Source organism: Bacillus sp. MYb78 (assembly GCF_002975115.1).
Taxonomy (GTDB): Bacteria; Bacillota; Bacilli; order Bacillales; family Bacillaceae_G; genus Bacillus_A; species Bacillus_A cereus.
The window spans coordinates 19,416-42,905 of sequence record NZ_PCOB01000023.1; the positions used below are offsets into that span (position 1 = coordinate 19,416).

Here is a 23,490-nt window from a genome sequence, read left to right on the forward strand (position 1 = left end):
TACAAAATGAATAAAGTGTGTAATTTCAATCGGTATAATATGAAATGAAGTTGTTATGTTAACGTATACATATCGTCCTTTAAATTATAAATCTTTCATAAAGCGGAGAGTGGGTATCAAGAATGGAATTACGTCATTTAGAGTATTTTATTCAAGTTTGTAATAATAATAGTTTCACTAAAGCTGCGGAAGTTCTAGGTATTTCACAGCCGACTTTAAGTCAACAAATACGAGTTTTAGAAGGTGAACTTGATACACCCTTGTTTCATCGAGTTGGAAGAGGTATCAAAATGACAGAAGCCGGTAAGCTGCTATTTGATAAAGGAAAATTTATCATGCAACAATTTGATGACGTTTATAATGAAATTTTTGAATTAAAGGGTGTAAAAAGAGGTGTGATTACTATAGGAGGTCTATTAGAGGATCTCACTTATTTAACACCTTATATTATGAAGTTTCAACAACATTATCCCAACATTGTAGTAAAGATTATAGAATCCGAAGTTGCTGTAAATCAAATCGTTGACAAAAATATTGATTTCGGGATTACACGTAGTGCTCAAATTCCAGACACATTAACAAACACCCTTTTGTATAGTGAAGAGCTCGTCCTTGTAATTCCAAAAAATCATCCTTTGAATGATAAATCATTTGTTTCTTTCCGAGAATTAGTGGGGCTCAGTAGAGTAATGGTTTCATGTAGTTGTCGTGAATCTATTAAGATATATTGTGAGAGTTTAGGGTTATCTTTATCTGAAGCAAATATAGAAACAAAATCTTCTATTTCTCTATTGAGCCTTGTATACAATGGACATGGGGTTGCCATAATACCTCTTTCACTGGTTAACTTTGTTAATAATGATACTTTGAGCATAGTTCGTATTACTGATCCAACACCAAGTCAAGATATTAATCTTATACACTTTGATGATAAATTTTTAAGTTTTGCAGCACGCATCTTTATGCAGAAGTTAAATGATTCTCAAAAAGTATCAGTGTAATAGAAATAATAATGATTCTAGTGTAACAATTGAAAAAATTAAAATCTATATTAAAGTCAAAGGACAGTGGGGTTATATGTGTGGTGTAGTCGATCAAAAAGGGGGATACCATTGACTTTTAATTAAGGAAAAAAGACAGAGTTTGCAAGGAGAGAAGGCTATCAAAAACAAGTTAAGTTAATCAATCAATTCTTTGGTCTTATCGCATAGTAACAGATTCCATGTAGGGATATACACTGCTATTTTGAATCTACATATCCTTATTGTAGAAAGAAAACCACCGGCATTATACCGGTGGTTTTGATTTAGAAAGCAAAGCAAGTACAACCAATCCCCCATTTAGTTCCATCTTTTCCTATTACGGTATGAGTGTGTTGATGGAGAGGGTTACTACAACTATGTAACTTGTTATCATGGGAATCGTGAGAAAGTATAGTGTTTGCTAGGTTAGCACCACCATAACCATAAACGCCCGTCGGTGACCAATCAGGTGATGCTGGCGGCAATTCAGGTGATAAATTTTTAAATTCATCATTTCCATAAACAACCTGCCCACCCATAATGGTAAGTAATGATTCAAGGTCTTTGATTTCTTCTTCTGGCACAGTAAAGTAGTCAGCAGACAATACAGCAATATCAGCAAACTGACCTACTGCAAGGGTTCCCTTTTTACCTTCATCACCAGAGAACCACGCACTTCCTTTTGAATATAATTCCAGGGCTACTTTTCTATCAAGTTTATTTTTTTCATCGTATATGGAAAGACCACCAATGGTTTTTCCGGCAACCATCCAGTAAAGAGCGACCCAAGGGTTATAGCTGGAAACCCTGGTTGCATCACTACCGGCGCCAACAGGTATACCAAGATCTAACATACGATAAATCGGAGGAGTATGCTTTGCAGCTTCCTTTCCGTATAAGTCAACAAAGTATTCACCTTGAAAAGCCATGCGGTCTTGGATGGCAATACCGCCATTTAAAGCCTTAACACGTTCCATACTACGATCTGAGATTGTTTCTGCATGATCAAACCACCAGCGTAGCCCATTAAAAGGAATTTCTCTGTTAACTTCCTCAAATACATTTAAGAAACGTGTGATTGACTCGTCATAAGTTGCATGTAAACGGAATGGCCAACGGTTTTCCACCAATAGAGAAATTACTTTCTTTAAGTCGGCTTCCATTACTGTAGCTAGTTCGGGCCGTGGCATTTGAAATTTTTCAAAATCGGCTGCCGAGAATACTAACATTTCTCCGGCACCATTCATTTTATACTTATCATTTCCTTGACCAGGAGAAACAATTTTTGCCCATGAAGCAAAGTCTTCATATTCATGATTAGGATTTTGCGTAAATAGATTATAAGCAATACGCAAAGTTAATTGTTCCTTCTCGGCTAAATGTTCAACAATTTTGTAGTCATCAGGGTAATTTTGGAAACCACCACCTGCGTCGATGGCGCTTGTAATACCTAATCTATTTAATTCACGCATAAAATGGCGAGTTGAGTTAATCTGGTCGTCAAGATTAAGTACTGGAGCTTTACCCAAACTTGAATAAAGAATAGAAGCGTTAGGGTTAGCAATTAAAAGGCCTGTTGGATTACCTCTTTTATCCCGCTGAATTAAACAGCCTGGAGGGTCTGGGGTATCTTTCGTGTATCCCAGTGCACGTAGCCCTGCACGATTTACAAGTGCTCTATCGTAAAGATGTAGCACAAAGACAGGCGTGTCTTCAGAAACAGCATTAATCTCTTCTAATGTTGGCATCCGTCTCTCTTTAAATTGAAATTCAGACCAACCTCCAACTACTCTTACCCACTGAGGAGCAGGTGTACGCCTTGCCTGTTCTTTGAGCATTTCTAGAGCAATAAAAAGTGATGGCACGCCTTCCCAACGTAATTCCATATTATAATGCAGACCACCACGAATCACGTGTATATGGGAGTCATTCAGGCCTGGAATAGCTCTCTTTCTTTTAAGGTCTATTTTTTTTGTTTTTTCCGTGGCACTATTAAGAAGCTCATCTCCACCTACTGCAGTGACTAAACCATCAGTTATGGCGATAGCAGATACCTCAGGCTGAGATGGGTCAAGGGTAGTAATTTTTCCGTTATATAAGATCATATCCGGTAAATTCATGTTCACACCTCGTCTACTTTCTATTATTTTGTAACCATGGATGAAATAATTTACCGAAAATCGGCATGACTACCCATGATAGCAAGGAAACTATACATACAGAAACAAAAAAAGCTGACATAATAGGATTCATATGTTTTATAATAGGTCCTATCACTTTAGGAACTAACATGCTAAGAGGCCATACACCCAGAAGGGTAACGATAGACATTTTCCATTTTGGAGGTGGAACTGGCGTTTTCGGAGTAACAAACCAATAAGCCAAACTGCTTTCAGTTTTGTAAGTTGGATTAGTGGCTTGAAATTGCTCGGCCGTTTTTAACAAATCCCGGCGAACATCTGATTCTTGCCAAGCACGTAGATGCTCATACGTATCAAAGCGAAAAATAACAGTATACTCTCTGGATTCGTTACTTGGGACTATTAGATTTACACCTAAATGTCCTGGGAATTTAGTAGCCGCAGCCTCAATTTCATGTCTCCATGTTTCAAACTGTTTTTCTCTACCTTCTTGAATTTCCCATGTAACAATCGTTGTTACTGGATTGCCAGCATCCATCGTGTTCCCTGTATAAGTCTCTTCGACAGCTACTCCTTCTTGTTTCATATTTTCCTGCTTGGAAGTGCGCCATGCACCATAGTATATGCGTATTCTACACCTTGACCATAAGCACCAGTGTGTTCCTTTACAATCTCCATTACAGCATCATAAGTGTCTTTGTGTGCCCAGTCACGTTGGTATTCAAGTAAAACTTGAATTGCTGTCACTGGAATTGCACCAGCTTGTTCTACACGACGCATAGCAGCGTTATGTGCTGTCAAACTAGTACCACCTGAAGCATCATCAACTGCATACACCTCATAGCCAGCTTTAATTGCTTCAAGCACAGGGAATGCAAGGCAAACTTCAGTCCAAAGTGCTGCAAATATTAATTTCTTTCTACCGGTTGCTTTAACTGCCTCAACAAATTTCGGGTCTTCCCAAGAGTTCATTGAACTACGTTCTATAATTTCATGGTTTGGGAATATATCAAGAATTTGTGGCCAAAAATAACCAGAAAAGCTGCGTGTTTCAACTGTAGTAAGAATAGTAGGTACGTTAAAAGTTTTTGCTGATTTAGCAAGCAGCATAACGTTATTAATCAATGTTTGTCTATCAATACTTGCAACTCCAAAAGTCATTTGAGGTTGAAAATCAATTAAAATTAATGCACTGTTCTCCGGATTTAACAATTCTAAATTACTCATAATAAACAGCTCCTTTTTTAATTGTTTAAAATTAATATTATTGAAAAAATATATTTTCTGTTAATTAAACCTGTAATCGTAAAAATAAAATATTTGCTATACCTTTTAATTTAAAAGAGAGTGCTGATTTAATCAGCACTAAATGTATACTATCTAGTTTTTTGAAAGAAAAGCTATTATGCATTTTGTTTACTAAGATCTCGCTGCGCGCCCATATAGCTTCCAATTATATTTTGATAGCCTGGAAGATTGCTAGCAAGCAAATTGCCAAAACCTTCGACATCGTTGCGCCAATCGCGTTGTAATTCGCAAGCTACGCTAAACCAGTTCATAAGTTGCACACCACTATGTGCCATACGAGTATTTGCAGCATCTGCAACTTGTTTACTGAAAGTTCCTGAAGCATCAGTAACAGCAAATACTTCATATCCAGCTTTTATAGCGGAAAGTGCAGGGAAAGCAACACAAACGTCCGTAACTACGCCGGCGATGATAAGTTGCTTTTTTCCAGTTTCTTCGATTGCTTTTACAAAATCATCATTATCCCATGCGTTAATTTGTCCAGGTCGAGCTATTTTTGGTGCATGAGGAAAGAGATCAACCAATTCTTGCATTAAAGGTCCGTTAGGTCCGTTTTCAAAACTTGTTGTTAAAATAACTGGTAAATCAAAAAACTTAGCAGTATGAGCAAGAGCTAAAACATTGTTCTTGAATTCATCAACACCATAGTCACGTACTAGTCCGGACATAAGACCAGTTTGATGATCTACTAAAAGAACGACAGCATCATCTTTGTTAATACGAGAATAGAGATCAGTCATTATGTATTCCTCCTAAAAATTAAGTAATCGAAGAAAGTTTAAATAGTCGAATACTATCATAAGTTTCTTCGTTTATAACTAAGCTGACCAATAATATTGGTCATAGCAGCATTCATAGAACATGAAGTGCTATACAAATTTATAGTATTTGAAAACTGATTCATTAATCAATTCTAAATTTTCTATAATTTGTATAGGTCGTAACTATAGTTGTTTTCACTATAAAATAGATTGGTTTTACCTATACATCCTATAGATAGAACAATATTGATAGTCACCTATTTTTGTTATTACAATTGAATATGAGTAATGTTCAGTAATTATTTTATGATGAAAAAGGTATTAGAGGGGGGATTGTTCCAAAAGGAGAAAATGAATGCATTGGAACAATAGAGTTTCATACTTAGAGTTCACAACATAAACGTGCATAAATAGATTGTGAGATTCATCCGGATTATTGAAGAAAAGGATACATATTAGAATACTTTTTGGAGGTAGAAGCATGGCTAAAATTACTGTGGGAACCGAAAATCAAGCACCAATTGAGATATATTATGAGGATCATGGCACAGGAAAACCAGTTGTACTAATTCATGGCTGGCCGTTAAGTGGTCGATCTTGGGAATACCAAGTTCCAGCTCTTGTTGAGGCTGGATACAGAGTTATAACGTATGATCGTCGAGGGTTTGGAAAATCATCTCAGCCGTGGGAAGGGTATGAATATGATACCTTTACTTCTGATTTACATCAACTATTAGAACATTTAGAGCTTCAAAATGTCACACTTGTTGGTTTTTCTATGGGTGGAGGCGAGGTAGCCCGGTATATTAGTACGTATGGAACAGATCGTATTGAAAAGGCTGTTTTTGCTGGAGCAGTACCTCCATATTTATACAAATCAGAGGATCATCCTGAAGGGGCATTAGATGATGCAACAATTGAAGCATTCAAAAGTGGTGTGATAAATGACCGCCTTGCATTTCTTGATGAATTTACTAAGGGATTTTTTGCGGCTGGTAATCGAACAGATTTAGTTAGTGAGCCATTCCGTTTATATAATTGGGATATTGCAGCCAGTGCATCACCTAAAGGAACACTTGATTGTATTACCGCCTTTAGTAAGACAGATTTTAGAAAAGACTTGGAGAAGTTTAATATACCTACTCTTATTATTCACGGTGATTCTGATGCAACTGTACCATATGAATATAGTGGGAAATTAACACATGAAGCAATTCCTAATTCTAAAGTAGCCTTAATAAAGGGTGGTCCACATGGGCTAAATGCAACGCATGCTAAAGAATTTAATGAAGCACTCCTATTATTTTTAAATGACTGATTACAACTATATAATTGTTAATTGATAAATTATAAACAAGTAAAAAATAAAGCTTTATAAAAGATGCTCTTGGATAAATCCAGGAGCATCTTTTTAAATGGTGATATTGAGATGTTAGGTTGATAAATCCCTATTAATTTTGGATTGAATACTCTTCTTAACAGCTAAAATATATTGATTAGAGTTTTTTAGATTTCTTAGAAGTATTGTTATATTACTAGCAAGATAATATTTTGAATAATCCTCAAAACAAAGAAATGTACATTTTTTTGAGGAAGAAATATCTTGTCAGAAAACAATAAAATCTTATTAATTTTTATAATTGGTAGAATTTTTATGGAAATAATTCTCTTAATATATTAAAATAACATCGTATTATGTCAGATTTTAATTAGGGGAGAGAAATTTTATGTTGAAAAAAATCATTCCAGTTGCTTTAGCATTAAGTACAGTTACTTTTACTAGTGTATTTGCTGCGCCTTCAATCCAAGCGAGTACAGAACAAAACCGCTACATAGATGTACAAATGCTCGGTATTAACGATTTTCATGGGCAACTAGACACTGTAAAAAAAATTAACAATAAAGATGCAGGGGGAATTGAGTACTTAGGGGCTTATTTACGTGATCGTGAAAAACAAAATCCAAATACATTAAAGGTACATGCTGGAGATGTTGTTGGAGCAAGTACTCCTGTTTCAGCATTATTACAAGACGAACCTACAATTGAATTTCTAAATGATTTGAAATTCGATGTTGGAACGATAGGAAATCATGAATTTGATGAAGGTGTTGAGGAAATGCATCGTCTTATTTATGGTGGATACCATGAGAAAACAGGTAATTTTAAAGGAGCAAAATTCCCATATGTTGCTGCGAATTTCTATAATAAATCCACCGGTCGTTTATTTTTACCACCATTCACTATAAAAAAGGTACAAGGAGTTCCAGTTGGCTTTATTGGAGTCGTGACAACAGATGTTCCTAACCTTGTTATGCCTACTATGCTAAAGAATGTAGAAATTACAGATGAAGTTGAAGCTATTAACAAATCCGTAAAGCAATTAAAAAAACTAGGCGTTAAATCTATCGTTGTTCTTGCGCATAACGGAGGTATAACAGATGGGAACGGCGTAACAAATGGTGATATCGTCCGATTAGCAAATGAGACTGATCCAGAAGTCGATGTTATTTTTGGTGGGCATAGCCACACTTATGTAAATGGAACTGTTAATAATAAACTTGTCGTACAAGCAAATTCATATGGTATGGCTTTTGCTGATGTTGATGTAAAGATTGATCGTAAGACACAAGATATTGTTGAGAAAAAAGCAGAAATTGTTACAACTTACCATGAAGGCATGGAGCCTGATAAAAAAATAAAGAAGAAGATGGAGAAATATCAAGCAAAAATCGCACCTCTTGTTAATGAAGTTGTAGGTAAGTCTATTGCTCCACTAGATCGCAAACTCAATACGGCTGGTGAATCTACTCTGGGAAATTTGGTTGCTGATGCCCAGCGTGCAACAATGCAATCCCAAATTGCACTTATGAATCCTGGTGGTATTCGTAATGACTTAGATGCTGGTGATATTACATGGGGAGAGATATATGGTATTCAACCATTCGGAAATCAATTAATAAAAGTAAATTTAACAGGTCAAGACATTCGTGATATTTTAAATCAACAATGGCAAAAAGATATAACAAGAATGCTTCAAATTTCAGGGATCCAATACACTTGGGATGCGAACAAGCCTAATGGAGAAAAAGTAACAAGTATTCGCTTAACAAATGGAGAAGAAATTACTCCATCTAAAACTTACAGCGTCGTTGCTAACGCATTTCTAGCGTCAGGTGGAGATGGATTTGTATCCTTTAAAAACGGTAAAGATGCTGAAACAGGACCAACTGATTTTGAAGCATTAGTAGATTATATAAAAAAATCAAAAGAACCAATTCAGTCTATTATTGATGGAAGAATTCAAAAAATAAATTAGTCTTTTATTAATCTCAAAAACAACTAGATTATCTGTGCGCTATACTTTTTAGTGTACAGGTAATCTATTTTTTTGATTTGAAATAGTCTAACTGTGACCAATGCGTATACTGTCTAGATGCAGAGTGCCGAAAAAAATGAAGTGAACAAAAAATAACCCCTAAATTAACTCTATGATAAAGAGACTACAAACAATCAAAATTTGGAACCTCATATTAACCATATATTAACTACGTTAATAATACATACTGAAATTGAATACTTTAGATAACATCATTTATAACGAATATCTATACATTATGATGTTATGCAATGAGGAGTTTACACTACAATGGATTGAAGCTTATGTAGTTTTATATTCGTATAAGTGAATTAAGAATTTCTTAAGAACCTATTAAGAAATAAGTGAGTTTTAGGAACTAGAATAAATGTATCTGAACAGTAATAAGAAAATGAATGTTTTAAATGGAAGTTGGCAGAGTATGTCAAAAAGCTATAAGTAAATATTTCAGGAGGTTTTTTATGAAAAAGAAAATAATTATTGCAATTGTTGCTTCTGCTATAACAATGACTCATTTTGTAGGAAATACTTATGCAGATTCGAAAACAAAGGTTTCTGTTACAGCTCCCTACAATACAAATCAAATAGCAAAATGGTTAGAGGCACATGCAAAGCCTTTAAAAACAACTAATCCAACTGCACCTCTTAATGATTTGAAACCACTTAAGAATATGGTAGGTTCAGCTTCAATTGTAGGTCTAGGTGAAGCTACGCATGGGGCTCATGAAGTTTTTACGATGAAACACCGTATTGTTAATTATTTAGTATCTGAAAAGGGCTTTACCAATCTAGTTTTAGAAGAGGGATGGGACAGGGCCTTGGAACTTGATCGATATGTTCTTACTGGTAAGGGAAACCCAAGCCAACATCTAACACCTGTATTTAAGACGAAAGAAATGCTAGATTTACTTGATTGGATTCGGCAATATAATGCTAATCCAAAACATAAATCTAAAGTACGTATCATCGGGATGGACATTCAATCAGTAAACGAGAATGTTTATAATAATATAATAGAATATATTAAAGCGAACAATTCAAAACTATTGCCTAGAGTAGAAGAGCAGATAAAAGGTCTTATTCCTGTAACAAAGGATATGAATGCTTTTGAAAGCCTTACGAAAGAAGAAAAAGAAAAGTATATTTCAGATGCTAAACAAATTAGTGCTTTATTAGAAGAAAATAAAAGTTATTTAAATGGAAAATCTAAAGAGTTTGCATGGATAAAACAAAATGCTCGTATTATTGAACAGTTTACTACAATGTTAGCGTCACCTCCTGATAAACCATCGGATTTTTATTTGAAACATGATATTGCAATGTATGAAAATGCGAAGTGGACCGAAGAACATTTAGGAAAAACCATTGTATGGGGACATAATGGACACGTTTCGAAAACAAATATGCTTTCTTTTATATACCCTAAAGTAGCTGGGCAGCATTTAGCAGAATATTACGGAAAACGGTACGTATCTATTGGAACGTCAGTTTATGAAGGACAATACAATGTCAAGAATAGCAATGGTGAATTCGGCCCATACGGAACATTAAAATCGGATGATCCAAACAGTTATAACTACATTTTTGGACAGGTGAAAAAAGATCAATTTTTTATTGATTTACGTAAGGCGAACGGCGTGACAAAAACTTGGTTAAACGAACAACATCCAATTTTCGCTGGAATAACTACCGAAGGGCCTGATATACCAAAAACTATTGATATATCATTAGGTAAAGCGTTTGATATACTCGTTCAAATTCAAAAAGTGAGTCCATCTCAACTACATTAATAAATTTAGAATAATGTGCCTTAATGACAACTTGAGAAGTGTTTCATATAATACTATGAAATTTGTTTTATATAGTAAGAAGAATAATCGTATTAGAAAAAATCAGCAATTTAACCTGTTAAGAGTAAAATGAATCTTCAATATGTAAAGCGCAAAAAACACTGAAGCGAAAAGCATCGGTGTTTTTTGCGCTTTCGGGCACAGATGCTACTTCAACCCTAGTGTACAAGTGATTTTGAATGTAAGGAATTTGTAAGGAATAGGTAAGAAAAAAGAGATTTTCATTGTGTAGGATAAAAATATAAGGAGGCGTGAAGGGGGGAACAATTACGGCCTACATATAAAACAAACAATCAGTAACAAGAGTGTTTTGTGAAAATAATGAGTACAATGATTGCAAATGCATTGTTGCCTTTTCATCATTTGGAGAATGGATAGCTGTGTGGTTCGTATATGACACTTCTATCAACTATCTATACAATTTTAATAGAAGAGAGGAATTCTTTATGAAAACACGCAGTAAAATTACATGTGCAAGTCTAGCACTTTTAATAGGTGGAAGTTCCCTGTTATACATAACACCAACATCAGTTGTAAAAGCAGAACCTACGCAAAATGTATCTAGTTCGTTACAAACAAGTACGCAAAGCGATCGTACTTCCGTTAAGAAAGCAATACGAGATGAACTGCAACTTGGATACCCGGGAATACTCGCTCAAATTTCTAAGGGTGGTAAAACTTGGAGTTATACCGCTGGGATAGCGGATCTGAGAACTAAGAAACCAATGAAAGCAGATTTTCGCTTTCGCATTGGCAGTGTGACGAAAACGTTCATTGCAACAGTTCTACTTCAATTATCTGGAGAGAACCGTTTGAATCTAGACGACTCCATTGAAAAATGGTTACCTGGCGTTATTCAAGGAAACGGATATGATGGTAACCAGATTACTATCCGTCAAATATTGAATCATACAAGTGGTATTGCTGATTATATAAATTCAAAAGACTTCGATATTATGGATACAAAAAAATCGTATACGGCTGAAGAATTCGTCAAAATGGGGATTTCTCTTCCCCCAGATTTTGCACCAGGAAAGGGTTGGTCTTATTCAAACACAGGTTACGTATTACTGGGGATTCTTATTGAAAAAGTAACTGGCAACAGTTATGCGGAAGAGGTTGAAAACCGAATTATTGAACCGCTTGATTTGTCAAATACATTTCTACCTGGTAATTCAAGTGTGATTCCAGGCACCAAGCATGCCCGTGGCTATTTGCAACTAGACGGAGCGAGTGAGCTAAAAGACGTTACTTATATTAACCCAGGTAGCTCGGATGGAGATATGATTTCTACTGCTGACGATTTAAACAAATTCTTCTCTTACTTACTAGGTGGTAAATTACTGAAGGAACAGCAGTTAAAACAAATGCTTACTACAGTTCCTACAAATAGAGAGGGAACCGGATATGGTCTTGGAATCCTTGAAATTAAGCTTCCGAATGGTGTCTCGGTATGGGGACACAGAGGTGGCGTTCTAGGGTTTTCCACTTTTGCTGGTGGAACACTTGGAGGCAAACATACACTTGCTATCAATTCGAACAGTTTTAACATTAATAATCCAGAGTCTTTTAAAAACGTTTTAATTGCTGAATTTAGCAAGTAGGCAAAAAGGAAAAACAGAAAAATTTTGTCATTTGTAATTGAAGGTTTCTTAGGAGTTGTTGACTCTCACCCAGAGGCAATTGTTGGAACGCTAAACGGAAAACCAACTGTTAAAAATAGTACACGATTCCAAATCGCAGATGCTGCGTTCTCCCTTAACCAAACGCCAGCATGGAAAGTCGTATCTCCAACACGCGGAACATATGATTACAAAGGATTACCAGGTGTAACGAAGTTTGATGACTCTAAATTGTATATAAATGATTTAATCCCAGATGCAGGACGTAAATTACCGAAATTTGGATTGAAATTTGAAGTAGTTGGACAAGCAGATGATAATTCTGCAGGTGCAGTTCGTTTATATCGTTAATAATGTAGAAGCTGTTGAAGGGGAGTCCTTTCAACAGCTTTTTTTACAGAAACATAAATTTCAAGTTATTAATAAAATGATAGAAATCACTAAGCAAGCGGGCTTATTTCTTTAAGCCAGCTGCATAAAAAGGTCCATGAACTGCGATTATTGATAAAATATGGGCAATTTCCCCAGGTGATTCTTTTTGCCCGCTATTTAACCATTGCTGGATGACACCTATATGTGCAGATGCCATATAAGAAGCTAAGTATTGGCTTGGAACAAGTAAACTCTCCTTATTAATGAGAGGACCGTTCGTATCTTCAAATAATGTTTTCCACATAAACTCTTTCAGTTTTGTTTGGAATGATAAATCTCCTTTTGGGCTAAGTACAGCTTTTATAAAACCACTATTTTCATTTAGAAATTCAAGAATAGAAGTGATAAGTAGAAACGGCATTGTTGGGGAAGGATTTGATCCAAGATCCGCAATCACTTCTGGAAATTTTTTTTTTGCAATGCTAGACATCTCATGCATAATTTCTTCTTGGCATTTTGTCATTAAATCAAATTTATCTTGATAGTGCGCATAGAAAGTACCTCGATTAATGTTTGCTTTCGTTGTAATATCTTTCACTGTAATGGCGTCAAAACCCTTTTCTTCAATTAGCTCCACCAATGCATTTCGTATGGCAGTTTTCGTACGAATGACGCGTAAATCTAAATTACTATCGCGCAAGGCATATCCCTCCTTTATTTTTTCAACACATTTAGAAAATGTGTCTTATAACCGACACATTCGAGATTTTTGATTATTGAATAAGGCTTAACTCAAACATATAATTCAAAATATAAATAAACAACACGTTGTCCGCTTATTGTAACTGAAGTTAAAGGGGGAGAAAAGAGAATGTTGAAAAACAAACTGTTATTTTTATCACCAGTTATTGCACTACTTATTGTTTTTATTTTTTCATTAACATTATTCCCGACAGTTCAACCTCAGCCGAAAAACCTGCCAATTGCAATTGTAAATGAGGATCAAGGTGTAGAAATTCCGAATCAATCGAAAATGAATATGGGGCAAACAATTGTTGATATGGTGAAAAAATCATCGAAATCAGATGAAGAACCTGCGGTAAAGTGGGTAGAAGTGAAAAATAAGGAAGCAGTTCAAAAAGGGTTAAATAATAAAGAGTATTATGCAGCGTTAGTCATTCCGAAAGAATTTAGCGCAAAACAAGCATCGTTACGAACGCCACAGCCATCTTCACCCGAGATAGAAATATATATTAATCAAGGAATGAATACGGCTGCATCAACTATGGCAGGACAAATATTAAATGGCGTGGTTGATAATATGAACAATACTGTTCGTACACAAATATTAGAAGGGTTGAAAGCAAAAGGAGCTACTGTAACAACAGATCAAGCTGAGAAATTAGTAACACCTATTGTAAAGAACGTGAAAAATGTGAATGAGGTCGGCAAAAATAGTGCGAACGGTAACTCACCAATATCATTATTCCAGCCGTTATGGATTGCAAGTTTAGCTAGTGCAGCGACTATTTTTATTGCGATTAGTAAAATGGCAGTAAGCTCAAGAAAAGAAAACTTTCTGCTAAAAGTAAACCAAATCGTAACAGGAGCTATTGCGACACTTGTAATTGGATTTGGTCTTACATGGATTGCAGATGGGATGGTAGGATTAAATATTTCGAACTTCACGGATACAGCTCTATTCTTATCCATTACTTCTTTTAGTTTCTTCTTAATGATATCTGCGGTACTTTCATTAGTTGGGCTAAAAGGAATCGGTTTATTCGCTTTATTACTATTCTTCGGGGCACCGTTATTATCATTAGCACCTGAGATGTTGTCTCCGTTTTATCAAGACTGGGTTTACTCATGGTTACCAATGAAATTTATGATTGAAGGCCTAAGAGAAATCTTCTTCTTCGGAAAAGGGTTAAGCTGGAATACACCTGTTACTGTACTCGTTTGGATTGGTATAGTAAGTATGGTTACTATATTAGCAACTGCATTCAAACGTAGTGTAGTAAAAGGACATAAAACAGAATTGAACGCTTAAAAAAAAGCCGTTTCACTAAATTAGTGAAACGGCTTTTTTGTGATGAAATCTAAAAGCTGAAGAATGAGTATCTGCTGTTGTCGCCTTAGAATTAAGTCGGAATCTCTAAAGATCGCGTACGTTCCAAACAATTTCACCACGTTCGTCATCCCACGTACTGTGATGCCGCTTAAATCCTATCTTTTCTAGTACCCGGAGGGAAGCGATATTCCAAGCGCCTACAGTCGACCAAAGTCTTTGGCGTCCAGTAGCAATCGCCGCGTCCAGCACAACAGATGCCGCCTCAGTCGCATAACCTTTACCATGAGCGCTGCGGAACAACTCGTATGCAATCTCTGGCTCTTCAAGTGTGGAACGTCCAATAATTAAGCCACAGTATCCGATGAAATCACCTTCATTGCGCCTTCGAATAGTGAGAAGGGAAATGCCATTTTCCTCTGTCTTCTTGCGCATCTCAATGAGCCGGTTACGAACGGAATCAACGGCTGGAATGTCCACACCACGTTCGCCAATTAATTTGCTCAGCCAAACGGAATCGGATTCCTCCCACATACTAAGCTCAAGTCTTTCGGTTTTCAGCTGGAAGGCCATAGGTTTAAATAAAGATGGCATAGTGGTACCTCCTAGTTATATGATTGGATTCATAATAGCTTCGCATCTCAACACCACATCTGGTTGGAAACCTGATTCATTCGCGAATTTATAGCAACAGCGTACAAAAAAATAGTGATATTTTATCCGCTATTTGCCGTGTAGTAAAATCCCCACTGATTATAGTTTCACTTTATGAATAAGCAATTCCTTTGCAAAATAGACCCTTTTCTCAAACTTTACTTTCAATCTAAAGTCGTCCCGTTATATACACAGGCTCCTACTATTTCTAAATGCATAAAATGTTAAGCGAAAGTATGGAGGGATACGATGTATAATTCGAATTATTATGATTGGTATAGACAAAATGATAAGTTGATTAGTGATATTGAAAAAGCTATAAACGGAGAGTATAGCGCTATAAGCTGCTATGCAAAATTAGCGAATATGGCTCCAAATCAAGTAGAACAAAAACAAATTCTTGAAATTCGTAATGATGAAATAAAGCATTTCCAAAACTTTGTACAAATTTATACGAACTTAACTGGTAGGCAGCCAAAACCACAAATTACTGAAGACTGCCCAAATACGTATTTACAAGGATTAGAGTTCGCTATACAAGATGAACAAAAAACAGTAGATTTTTATTTGGAAATTTCAGATGAGACATCGGATGCACATTTGAAAGAGTTGTTACGGAGAATAGCTGCGGATGAACAAAATCATGCAGTATGGTTTTTATATTACTTCGTGAAGTCGAAGTGAGCATTAAGAATGAACGACTGATGTGGTGCATATATTAAAAAACATTTTAAAACGTAGCGCAACAATTGAATAAGATATGTAAATATAAGCAGAAGGAAACCGTTTCGCTAGTAGTGGAGCGGTTTTTTTATGATGTACATATGTATCGACAAAATATAGTAATTACATTTGATATATAATGTATGAAACGAAAATGAATAAGTTAGGAGCAAGCATATGAAAAGAGGGATTACAGTAGATATTCTAGATGGATATGATAATTTACTTTGGAAAGTATTAAAGCCAATTGATATTACTGTATTTGATTGGCAAGTCATGGGAAGGGAGGAAGCTTATATAATAATAGGGGATGAATTAGGTCCAGAATTATTTTCAGAAGATAACGAGATCATGGAAGGATCAGAATTAAAAAAGCTAATAAAAGATAACATATATTATCTTTTATTTTTAGATCTAAAAGCATGTCCAAAAGGAGAGGTAATAGGAGAAATTGCAACATTTGAAGAATTTAAGGAGAGTAAGTGTGAAGTAGTCGTATTAGTAGCGGATGGTGAGTATATACAAATTTATGCGAAAAACCAAGAAGAGATTGAAATGATGTATGAAAACGCAGTGAATCAAGGATTTTATGTAGAATATATTACAGATGAAAATGATGGAAGGACTCGTTTGTCAGTATGGTAGCAATTTGAAAGGGGAAAGGCAATATGGAGAGAAATATAAGTAAAGAATATGCAATTCGAATTGCTACTGAAAATGAAAGTGATAGTATTATCCTTTTATTAAAAGAGGTAGCACAATGGCTACAATATAAAGAAGTGGATCAGTGGCAGTATCTTTTAGGAGAGGAAGCTACGGCTGAAATACTAGAATGTATAAGAGAGAAATATACATATGTTGTTCTGAAAGAAGATGAAAGAGTTGGTACGGTTACAGTTTCTCCTAAACAAAATGAATGGGATGAACATATTTTTGGTAAAGAGGAAGTTTCTAATTCATTATATATTCATAGATTTGCGGTGAAACGGAAGTATAAGGGAAATGGAATAGGAGAATGGATTTTACGGTGGGTAGAAGAGAATGTGCAATGTGATAAAGAGTATTTGAAGTTAGATTGCGTGGGGCATAATCGTACGTTGAATGATTTTTATAAGAAAAATGAGTTTGAATATGTTGGAAGTACGGATGGGCTTAGTAAGTTTCAAAAGAAAAGGAGAATGTGAATGCATCCAATTAACGTAAGTTTAGTTGAAAAGTTAATACAGGAACAGTTTCCTGAATGGGCCCATTTAGAAGTGAAACCTGTAAAGTTTAGTGGTCATGATAATAGAACATTTCATCTAGGGGATGAGATGAGTGTAAGATTGCCAAGTGATGTGGCATATGCACCGCAAGTAGAGAAAGAAAATAAGTGGTTACCACTATTAAGTAAGGGGCTTTCTTTACCGATTTCTACCCCACTTGCGAAAGGAAATCCGTCTGAAGCGTATCCATTGCCTTGGTCTATTAATAAGTGGATAGAGGGAGAAACAATTACGAAACAAAACGTTCGTGATTTAAATGAATTTGCAGCGGACTTAGGGTCTTTTTTAGTAGAATTGCAATCTATTAATGCGAGTAACGGACCTTTAGCTGGAACACATAATTTTTACAGGGGCGGACTTATATCTGTATATGATGAAGAGGCGAGAGTTGCTATTGAAAATAATAAGGATGTTTTTGACGAGGCATTATTAAAGCACCTTTGGAATTTAGCGCTTAGTTCAACATGGGATCGTAAGCCAGTTTGGGTTCATGGAGATGTAGCGCCAGGGAATTTACTCGTTAAAGATGGAAAGCTTTGTGCTGTAATTGATTTTGGTATTTTAGGTGTAGGAGATCCTGCTTGTGATGCAGCGATGGCGTGGACGTTTTTTGATGAAAATAGTAGAAATGTATTTAAAGAAGTATTACGCATGGATGAAGAGACGTGGAATAGAGCGAGAGGATGGGCACTTTGGAAGGCGTTAATTACATATGATGCGAATAGGGATAGTAATGAAAAAGTAGCAGAAGAATCGTATCGTATCATTCAAGTGATTGTGGATGATTATGAGAGGTAATAGAAAAGCCTATTTTAAAATAGGCTTTTTCATATGATTAAATAGTAGAAATGGAAGGAATATAACATAATTATACAGAATATTTAGATAATAGGAGGTGTCGAATTTTGAGTGAAATTGAATTAAAGAGTAATGTAATTAAGACAGGGCGAGAGAAGGGGATTATTCTTCGGTTTATACTTGCTAGTCTCGTTGGAGTGTTTATGTTTTTCGTTCCTGTTACGATAAACGGTGCATCGTCTATTATGATTGATCATATCGTATCGTGGATTAGGGCTTCCGTTCCTGGCATAGTACCTTATTATGCATTATTTGTTATGGCAATTGGTGCGATTTATCCATTTTATACGAAGAAATGGAATGCATCTATCGTAGACATTTGTTTTTCTATTTTAAAAGTAGTTGGCGTTGTTTTTGGTATATTATATTGTTTAAAAGTAGGACCAGCTTGGTTCTTTGCACCAGATGTTGGGCCGTTTTTGTATGAGAAGCTAGTCATATCAGTAAGTCTGCTCGTTCCAATTGGCTCGGCGTTTTTAGCGTTATTAGTCGGATATGGATTGCTTGAATTTATCGGTACATTTTGTCGTCCGATTATGAGGCCATTATGGAATACGCCGGGGAGATCGGCGATTGATGCAGTTGCGTCCTTCGTTGGAAGTTATTCGCTTGCCCTTCTTATTACGAACCGCGTGTATAAAGAAGGAAAGTATACGACAAAAGAAGCGGCGATTATCGCTACAGGATTTTCTACAGTATCCGCTACATTTATGATCATCATCGCAAAAACATTAGATATTATGCATTTATGGAATGTTTATTTTTGGACTACACTTGTTGTAACATTCATCGTGACTGCTATCACCGTAAGAATCCCACCCCTTAGTAGAAAACCAGATACATATGTAACAGAAGAAGGGTTTCCAGAGCCTGTTTATAAAGAGAAAATGTTAGAACGTGCTTGGGAAGATGCGTTAGAAGTATCAAAGTCTGCACCGAGCATTATGAAAAATATTGCAGTGAATTTAAAAGACGGATTTATTATGACAATGGGAATTTTACCATCCATTATGTCAGTAGGATTAATTGGTATCGTCTTAGCGAAGTTCACGCCAATATTTGATTGGATCAGTTATATTTTCTATCCGTTTACATGGCTATTACAATTACCGGAAGCAGACTTAGCTGCTAAAGCGGCATCCGTTGGTATTGCAGAAATGTTTTTACCGTCATTATTAGTTGTAAGTGCGCCACTTGTGACAAAGTTTGTCATTGCAGTTGTTTCCGTATCATCTATACTGTTTTTCTCTGCGTCCATTCCTTGTATATTATCAACAGATATTCCGTTAAAAGTATCTGAACTTATTATTCTGTATGTGCAGAGAACGATTTTAACGTTACTTATTATTACGCCGCTTGCTTATTTGTTGCTTTGAAGTTTTAATAAGATAAAGTTAAACAAAAGAAGCCGTCTGTAAAAAAGAGGGCTTCTTTTGTTTAAAAGCGGGATATTCTTATTTATTTTTCGTATATGACGTAACGCTTCTTAAGAAGATTCCTAGTCCCGCAAAAAAGAATCCTAAGCATAATAAGCTGCCTGGCGTTCCCCAAGTAATTTGATCTAGCATTTATTATCCCCTCCCGTTTATTATTATATAGAATTTATTGGAAATTATCAAAAAAATTCTTTTTTAAGGGTTACTGATGAGTCTTCCTACCTTATACGAGAAGAATATATTTGAAAAGAATTCTTTTCTTTATATTTCTTTATTCTTATAATATGTTTTTGATTCTTATGATATAGTAACAACAAAGGGGGCTTAAAAATGGAAATTATTCACGAAAGAGCAAAGTTGCGGTTAATGGATAATACTGATGTCGAAACTTTGTTTTCGATTGTAGAAGGAAATCGGGATATTTGGGCGTATTTAATCTCTAAAATGGATAGTGTGCAAGATATGCAACAATACGTTCAAAAAGCGATAAAGGGTTACGGAAGAGGTACTCAAATACCTTTCATAGTCGTAGATCAACAGTCGAATAAGATTGTAGGAAGTACACGTTTATATAATATTTCAGTAGAAGATAAGACAGTTGAGTTAGGGCAAACGTGGTATCATCCGAGTGTGCAACGTACGAGTATAAATACAGAGTGTAAGTATATGCTTCTTCAGTATGCTTTTGAAAAATTGCATATGCTGAGAGTGCAAATTAAGACGGATACAAGAAATGAAAAAGCACAACGAGCAATTGAAAGATTAGGCGCAGTAAAAGAAGGTGTGCTTAGAAATGAAAGAAAATTACCGAATGGTTATGTGAGAGATGCGGTGGTGTACAGTATTATCTCGAGTGAATGGCCAGGCGTAAAAGAACAATTGTTAGAAAAATTAGAGTTGTATAAAGAAAAGTTATAATTCGTGTTTTGAAAGGTATATTGTTCGTGAGATATGAAAAATATACCTTTTTTCTTACAAAATGCTACTTTATTTTAATTCCTTTTGTTTCATCGTTCCCTTCTGAGAAAAAATTCGTTACAATGTAGTTGTATGGTAATAAACTTATGAATTTAAAAAATGTAATGAAAACCGCAAATGAAAATGAATTGATAATCCTCAATTTTAAATGAAAACCCTTTTATACATAAATAACAAGTAAAGTTCCTTCTTTTAAATAAACTCAAACAAAACGATTTGATATAAATGTTTTTTATAGAAGTATGGATGATGTACGGAGGCAATTACAAATGAAAGAAAATAAGAAAAGTAAGAAAAGACGAATCTTTCAAGTATTTTTACTAATGATTTGTTCTGCTATTTTATATGTAAGTTATGCAGCTTACGATATTTGGAGTTATCGTTTTAAAGCAAATGATGACGTGAAAACGGATGCTGGTATCGTACTAGGCGCAGCTTCATGGAATGGAAAACCATCTCCTGTATTTAAAGAAAGAATTAATCATGCGATTTCTTTATATAGGAACGGAAATATTAAAAAGATTATTTTTACAGGTGGTACAAAGTTCGAGGCAGAACTTGAGGAAGCACGTACTGCAAGAGTATATGCAATGAAACAAGGTGTAAAAGAGGAAGATATTTTAATTGAAACTAAATCCCTTTTCACTGAAGAAAATTTAAAAAATGCGAAGCAAGTTGGAATAGAGAACGGTATACAAACATACACGATTGTAAGTGATCCACTTCATATGAAACGCGCAATGAGAATCGCAAAACATATTAATATTGAAGCGTATGCTTCACCAACGCCGACATCAGCATATAAAACGTTAGATACAGAAATACCATTCTTCTTTAAAGAATTATTCTCGTATATTGGATATGTAACCTCTTTGCCGTTAAAAGCATTGAAGGGGGACTAATATAAGAAAAGGATCTATCCTTAAATAGGAACTTTTCTTATTAGTCAAAAACATTGTATTTTTATCGGAATAGTGAAACAATAGAGAGGTAGCTTCATATAATCATAATGACAAAATGAACGGTTTATGAATCGAGCATAAAGTGAAACTTTAATCAGTGGGTGGGTTTCTCACTGATTATTAGTTGAACCAATCGGGCGTTTACGGGCAGTTGATCTCCCACCTAACTTCCTTTGCTTCACCTGAATTTTTAGGTGGGAGTTTTATTGCCCGCAAATAGCGGGATAAAGGAGATTATAGTATGGCACTCTCATTTGTTGAAACAGAAGGACAGTCTTTAATTATTGAGAAAATAAATAAATTGATTCCGAAGTTCATGGAAAGGGAGCATCAGCTAAGTGAATTAGGATCATTTCCGTATGAAAATATAAATGATTTGAAAGATATTGGATATACGAAATTAACGTTACCGAAGGAATTTGGTGGTAGTGCGATTTCTTTATATGACTTCGTTTTATTTCAAGAGAAAATCGCGGAAGGCTGCGGAGCTACTGCATTATCGATTGGCTGGCATCTTGGCATTGTGAAGGAGCTAGCGGAAAATCACTCTTGGAATGATGAGATGTTCAAATGGTTTTGCGAAGAAGTACGTAATGGTGCGCTCTTTAACAGGGCAGCAACAGAACCGAAAACAGGGAGTCCGACGCGTGGCGGCAAACCAGAAACAATAGCGGTTCAACAAGGCGAGAATTGGGTTATAAATGGAAGGAAAACTTTTACAACGATGGCGCCAGTACTTGATTATTTTATTATTTCAGCAAGTATGGAAGGCCAAGAAGAAGTTGGTGAGTTTGTCATTCCAAGAAATACACTCGGTGTATCTATTGAAGAAACGTGGGATAGCGTTGCAATGAGAGGGACTGCTAGCCACGACCTTGTCTTACAAAATGTAGAGATAGAAAGCCGCTTTTTTACGGATGTGAAGGGCGGAAAAGTAAAACAAAAGGGTATTGGCTGGTTGCTACATATACCAGCATGTTATTTAGGAATTGCACAATCAGCAAGAAATTATGCAGTTCAATTTGCGGGATCATACAAGCCAAATAGTTTAAACCATTCTATTAGTTTATTACCGAATGTTAGAAAATTAGTTGGAGAATTAGAACTCGAGCTTATGCAAGCTCGCGTCTTTTTATATCAAATTGCGAAAAAATACGATGAGGCAGAAGATAAACTGTCACTGCAAGCAGAATTAGCGGCAGTGAAATACGCCGTAACAAATGCGGCGATATCCATAGTGGATAAATCAATGCGCATTGTAGGAGCAAAAAGTTTATCAGAAAAAAATCCGCTTCACCGTTATTATTTAAACGTTAGAGCAGGACTACACAATCCGCCGATGGATGATGCAACACTATCTATGTTGGCGGATGCGGCGTTTCGGTCGTAGGTTTTTTAGCTTGAATTTTATTGTCTATGTACAATATAGTTGTTTTGAAAGCACGTGTTTGATTAGTAATCGAACGCGTGCTTTTTATGTGCAGGAACGTACCAAGTTGAGATGTAGGTTTTTAATATAAGTGGTTATCATGGTTTTGTGATTGTTTCTTGTTGAAAAATTCTTATCGCAATGCCAGTTTGGAACCTTTGTAAATAATTACTGAATTTAATCCCAAATCAATGGTCTTTCCAAATCTACCATTCGTAAATATTGTAAAAATTGACCCGCATGTACCGCATCATGATAGGCAATTCGTAATAGCATATCACCTAAATATCGTTGATAGCCAACATCACTTCTATCAATAAGTCTTGAATCTAGCTCGGCTATGCTTATTGATTGAACATATTCTATGAAGTCAGTAAAGTGTGATTGTGCCAATTCAATTTCTTTTTTTACACAAGTAATTGGCTCGTCATCATACGGGGTACGTATGTCGTTTATTGAACCGTTGTTTTTTATAATTATATGATAGTAAAAAGTTGAGCTCCATACGTGACGAATCATTTCACCAAAGGACATAGCCTCAGGATCAGGCTTCCAATTAAGAAAATTATCGGGAAGAGAATTCCATAATTTTTCTGAGCGCCTTCTCGTTTCTTTTAAATTTAATATACTAAGATCAATTGCATTCATAATACATTCTCCT

Annotated in this window: 21 protein-coding genes and 1 pseudogene; 15 read left to right on the forward strand and 7 right to left on the reverse strand. The window is 35.5% G+C overall.

Annotated elements, in window-relative coordinates; genetic code table 11:
• Positions 1-122 precede the first annotated feature (122 nt).
• The gene (locus CQ064_RS27575) at positions 123-1,001 is read left to right on the forward strand and encodes a LysR family transcriptional regulator (protein ID WP_000423186.1); all 879 of its coding nucleotides are present in this window, start codon (positions 123-125) and stop codon (positions 999-1,001) included.
• Positions 1,002-1,306: 305 nt separating this feature from the next.
• Here the strand turns inward: CQ064_RS27575 and CQ064_RS27580 are convergent, their stop codons facing one another.
• The 4 genes from CQ064_RS27580 to ycaC all read right to left on the reverse strand — a co-directional run bounded on the left by CQ064_RS27580 (position 1,307) and on the right by ycaC (position 5,211).
• Entirely contained in the window at positions 1,307-3,142 is a 1,836-nt protein-coding gene (locus CQ064_RS27580; protein WP_021036127.1) for an amidohydrolase, read from the reverse strand.
• Between the two features lie 13 nt (positions 3,143-3,155).
• Positions 3,156-3,749, reverse strand: a complete 594-nt coding sequence (locus tag CQ064_RS27585; protein ID WP_000806856.1) for an antibiotic biosynthesis monooxygenase — start codon at positions 3,747-3,749, stop codon at positions 3,156-3,158.
• Positions 3,746-4,390 carry a hydrolase gene (locus tag CQ064_RS27590; protein WP_000067162.1) on the reverse strand — a complete coding sequence of 215 codons (645 nt, stop codon included), beginning with the start codon at positions 4,388-4,390 and terminating at the stop codon, positions 3,746-3,748. Before CQ064_RS27590 ends, CQ064_RS27585 begins: the two co-directional genes overlap by 4 nt.
• A gap of 176 nt (positions 4,391-4,566) precedes the next feature.
• Positions 4,567-5,211, reverse strand: coding sequence for an isochorismate family cysteine hydrolase YcaC (ycaC, locus tag CQ064_RS27595; RefSeq protein ID WP_000131213.1), 645 nt, complete (start codon positions 5,209-5,211; stop codon positions 4,567-4,569).
• A gap of 502 nt (positions 5,212-5,713) precedes the next feature.
• On the opposite strand from ycaC, the gene CQ064_RS27600 reads away from it, so the two are divergent.
• The 5 genes and pseudogenes from CQ064_RS27600 to CQ064_RS27620 form a co-directional block, all read left to right on the forward strand.
• Complete coding sequence (locus tag CQ064_RS27600) at positions 5,714-6,550, forward strand: bromoperoxidase (protein ID WP_001074311.1); 837 nt, start codon at positions 5,714-5,716, stop codon at positions 6,548-6,550.
• A gap of 409 nt (positions 6,551-6,959) precedes the next feature.
• A complete protein-coding gene (locus CQ064_RS27605; protein WP_000913775.1) occupies positions 6,960-8,549 on the forward strand; it encodes a bifunctional metallophosphatase/5'-nucleotidase in 1,590 nt (529 codons plus the stop codon).
• Between the two features lie 521 nt (positions 8,550-9,070).
• Positions 9,071-10,399, forward strand: coding sequence for an erythromycin esterase family protein (locus CQ064_RS27610; protein WP_000726839.1), 1,329 nt, complete (start codon positions 9,071-9,073; stop codon positions 10,397-10,399).
• Positions 10,400-10,905: 506 nt separating this feature from the next.
• Entirely contained in the window at positions 10,906-12,063 is a 1,158-nt protein-coding gene (locus CQ064_RS27615) for a serine hydrolase domain-containing protein (RefSeq protein ID WP_000857803.1), read from the forward strand.
• Positions 12,064-12,105: 42 nt separating this feature from the next.
• A pseudogene (locus tag CQ064_RS27620) lies at positions 12,106-12,432 on the forward strand (peptidase M6); the annotation flags it as partial.
• A gap of 103 nt (positions 12,433-12,535) precedes the next feature.
• Here CQ064_RS27620 and CQ064_RS27625 read toward each other — a convergent pair.
• Entirely contained in the window at positions 12,536-13,153 is a 618-nt protein-coding gene (locus CQ064_RS27625; protein ID WP_001205675.1) for a TetR/AcrR family transcriptional regulator, read from the reverse strand.
• A gap of 171 nt (positions 13,154-13,324) precedes the next feature.
• Between CQ064_RS27625 and CQ064_RS27630 the strand changes: the two genes are divergently transcribed.
• Positions 13,325-14,506: a YhgE/Pip domain-containing protein gene (locus tag CQ064_RS27630; protein WP_000916717.1), complete on the forward strand. Its 1,182-nt coding sequence runs from the start codon at positions 13,325-13,327 to the stop codon at positions 14,504-14,506.
• Positions 14,507-14,611: 105 nt separating this feature from the next.
• On the opposite strand, the gene CQ064_RS27635 is transcribed toward CQ064_RS27630, so the two are convergent.
• Positions 14,612-15,118 (reverse strand): GNAT family N-acetyltransferase, encoded by a 507-nt coding sequence (locus CQ064_RS27635; protein ID WP_001139521.1) that lies wholly within the window; start codon positions 15,116-15,118, stop codon positions 14,612-14,614.
• Positions 15,119-15,427: 309 nt separating this feature from the next.
• Between CQ064_RS27635 and CQ064_RS27640 the strand changes: the two genes are divergently transcribed.
• The 8 genes from CQ064_RS27640 (at position 15,428) to CQ064_RS27675 (ending at position 22,790) form a co-directional block, all read left to right on the forward strand.
• Positions 15,428-15,862 carry a ferritin-like domain-containing protein gene (locus CQ064_RS27640; protein WP_000282835.1) on the forward strand — a complete coding sequence of 145 codons (435 nt, stop codon included), beginning with the start codon at positions 15,428-15,430 and terminating at the stop codon, positions 15,860-15,862.
• Between the two features lie 216 nt (positions 15,863-16,078).
• Positions 16,079-16,546 carry a DUF2691 family protein gene (locus CQ064_RS27645; protein ID WP_000820196.1) on the forward strand — a complete coding sequence of 156 codons (468 nt, stop codon included), beginning with the start codon at positions 16,079-16,081 and terminating at the stop codon, positions 16,544-16,546.
• A 23-nt stretch (positions 16,547-16,569) separates the two neighbouring features.
• Positions 16,570-17,085 (forward strand): GNAT family N-acetyltransferase, encoded by a 516-nt coding sequence (locus CQ064_RS27650; protein ID WP_000440751.1) that lies wholly within the window; start codon positions 16,570-16,572, stop codon positions 17,083-17,085.
• Positions 17,086-17,964 carry an aminoglycoside phosphotransferase family protein gene (locus tag CQ064_RS27655; protein ID WP_000553366.1) on the forward strand — a complete coding sequence of 293 codons (879 nt, stop codon included), beginning with the start codon at positions 17,086-17,088 and terminating at the stop codon, positions 17,962-17,964.
• 107 nt (positions 17,965-18,071) lie between these two features.
• Positions 18,072-19,400 (forward strand): YjiH family protein, encoded by a 1,329-nt coding sequence (locus CQ064_RS27660; RefSeq protein ID WP_001289415.1) that lies wholly within the window; start codon positions 18,072-18,074, stop codon positions 19,398-19,400.
• A 390-nt stretch (positions 19,401-19,790) separates the two neighbouring features.
• Positions 19,791-20,378 (forward strand): GNAT family N-acetyltransferase, encoded by a 588-nt coding sequence (locus CQ064_RS27665; protein ID WP_000402588.1) that lies wholly within the window; start codon positions 19,791-19,793, stop codon positions 20,376-20,378.
• A gap of 329 nt (positions 20,379-20,707) precedes the next feature.
• On the forward strand, positions 20,708-21,340 hold the full coding sequence (locus tag CQ064_RS27670; RefSeq protein ID WP_000662218.1) for a YdcF family protein: 633 nt from the start codon (positions 20,708-20,710) through the stop codon (positions 21,338-21,340).
• Positions 21,341-21,641: 301 nt separating this feature from the next.
• Entirely contained in the window at positions 21,642-22,790 is a 1,149-nt protein-coding gene (locus CQ064_RS27675; RefSeq protein WP_001218377.1) for an acyl-CoA dehydrogenase family protein, read from the forward strand.
• 216 nt (positions 22,791-23,006) lie between these two features.
• Here the strand turns inward: CQ064_RS27675 and CQ064_RS27680 are convergent, their stop codons facing one another.
• A complete protein-coding gene (locus CQ064_RS27680; RefSeq protein ID WP_000991270.1) occupies positions 23,007-23,477 on the reverse strand; it encodes a DinB family protein in 471 nt (156 codons plus the stop codon).
• Between the last annotated feature and the right edge of the window lie 13 nt (positions 23,478-23,490).

Bases quoted from the DNA above. Each gene is read 5' to 3' on its own strand.
- CQ064_RS27575 (WP_000423186.1), top strand. From the start codon at position 123: ATGGAATTACGTCATTTAGAGTATTTTATTCAAGTTTGTAATAATAAT.
- CQ064_RS27580 (WP_021036127.1), bottom strand. From the start codon at position 3,142: ATGAATTTACCGGATATGATCTTATATAACGGAAAAATTACTACCCTT.
- CQ064_RS27585 (WP_000806856.1), bottom strand. From the start codon at position 3,749: ATGAAACAAGAAGGAGTAGCTGTCGAAGAGACTTATACAGGGAACACG.
- CQ064_RS27590 (WP_000067162.1), bottom strand. From the start codon at position 4,390: ATGAGTAATTTAGAATTGTTAAATCCGGAGAACAGTGCATTAATTTTA.
- ycaC (WP_000131213.1), bottom strand. From the start codon at position 5,211: ATGACTGATCTCTATTCTCGTATTAACAAAGATGATGCTGTCGTTCTT.
- CQ064_RS27600 (WP_001074311.1), top strand. From the start codon at position 5,714: ATGGCTAAAATTACTGTGGGAACCGAAAATCAAGCACCAATTGAGATA.
- CQ064_RS27605 (WP_000913775.1), top strand. From the start codon at position 6,960: ATGTTGAAAAAAATCATTCCAGTTGCTTTAGCATTAAGTACAGTTACT.
- CQ064_RS27610 (WP_000726839.1), top strand. From the start codon at position 9,071: ATGAAAAAGAAAATAATTATTGCAATTGTTGCTTCTGCTATAACAATG.
- CQ064_RS27615 (WP_000857803.1), top strand. From the start codon at position 10,906: ATGAAAACACGCAGTAAAATTACATGTGCAAGTCTAGCACTTTTAATA.
- CQ064_RS27630 (WP_000916717.1), top strand. From the start codon at position 13,325: ATGTTGAAAAACAAACTGTTATTTTTATCACCAGTTATTGCACTACTT.
- CQ064_RS27635 (WP_001139521.1), bottom strand. From the start codon at position 15,118: ATGCCATCTTTATTTAAACCTATGGCCTTCCAGCTGAAAACCGAAAGA.
- CQ064_RS27640 (WP_000282835.1), top strand. From the start codon at position 15,428: ATGTATAATTCGAATTATTATGATTGGTATAGACAAAATGATAAGTTG.
- CQ064_RS27645 (WP_000820196.1), top strand. From the start codon at position 16,079: ATGAAAAGAGGGATTACAGTAGATATTCTAGATGGATATGATAATTTA.
- CQ064_RS27650 (WP_000440751.1), top strand. From the start codon at position 16,570: ATGGAGAGAAATATAAGTAAAGAATATGCAATTCGAATTGCTACTGAA.
- CQ064_RS27655 (WP_000553366.1), top strand. From the start codon at position 17,086: ATGCATCCAATTAACGTAAGTTTAGTTGAAAAGTTAATACAGGAACAG.
- CQ064_RS27665 (WP_000402588.1), top strand. From the start codon at position 19,791: ATGGAAATTATTCACGAAAGAGCAAAGTTGCGGTTAATGGATAATACT.
- CQ064_RS27670 (WP_000662218.1), top strand. From the start codon at position 20,708: ATGAAAGAAAATAAGAAAAGTAAGAAAAGACGAATCTTTCAAGTATTT.
- CQ064_RS27675 (WP_001218377.1), top strand. From the start codon at position 21,642: ATGGCACTCTCATTTGTTGAAACAGAAGGACAGTCTTTAATTATTGAG.
- CQ064_RS27680 (WP_000991270.1), bottom strand. From the start codon at position 23,477: ATGAATGCAATTGATCTTAGTATATTAAATTTAAAAGAAACGAGAAGG.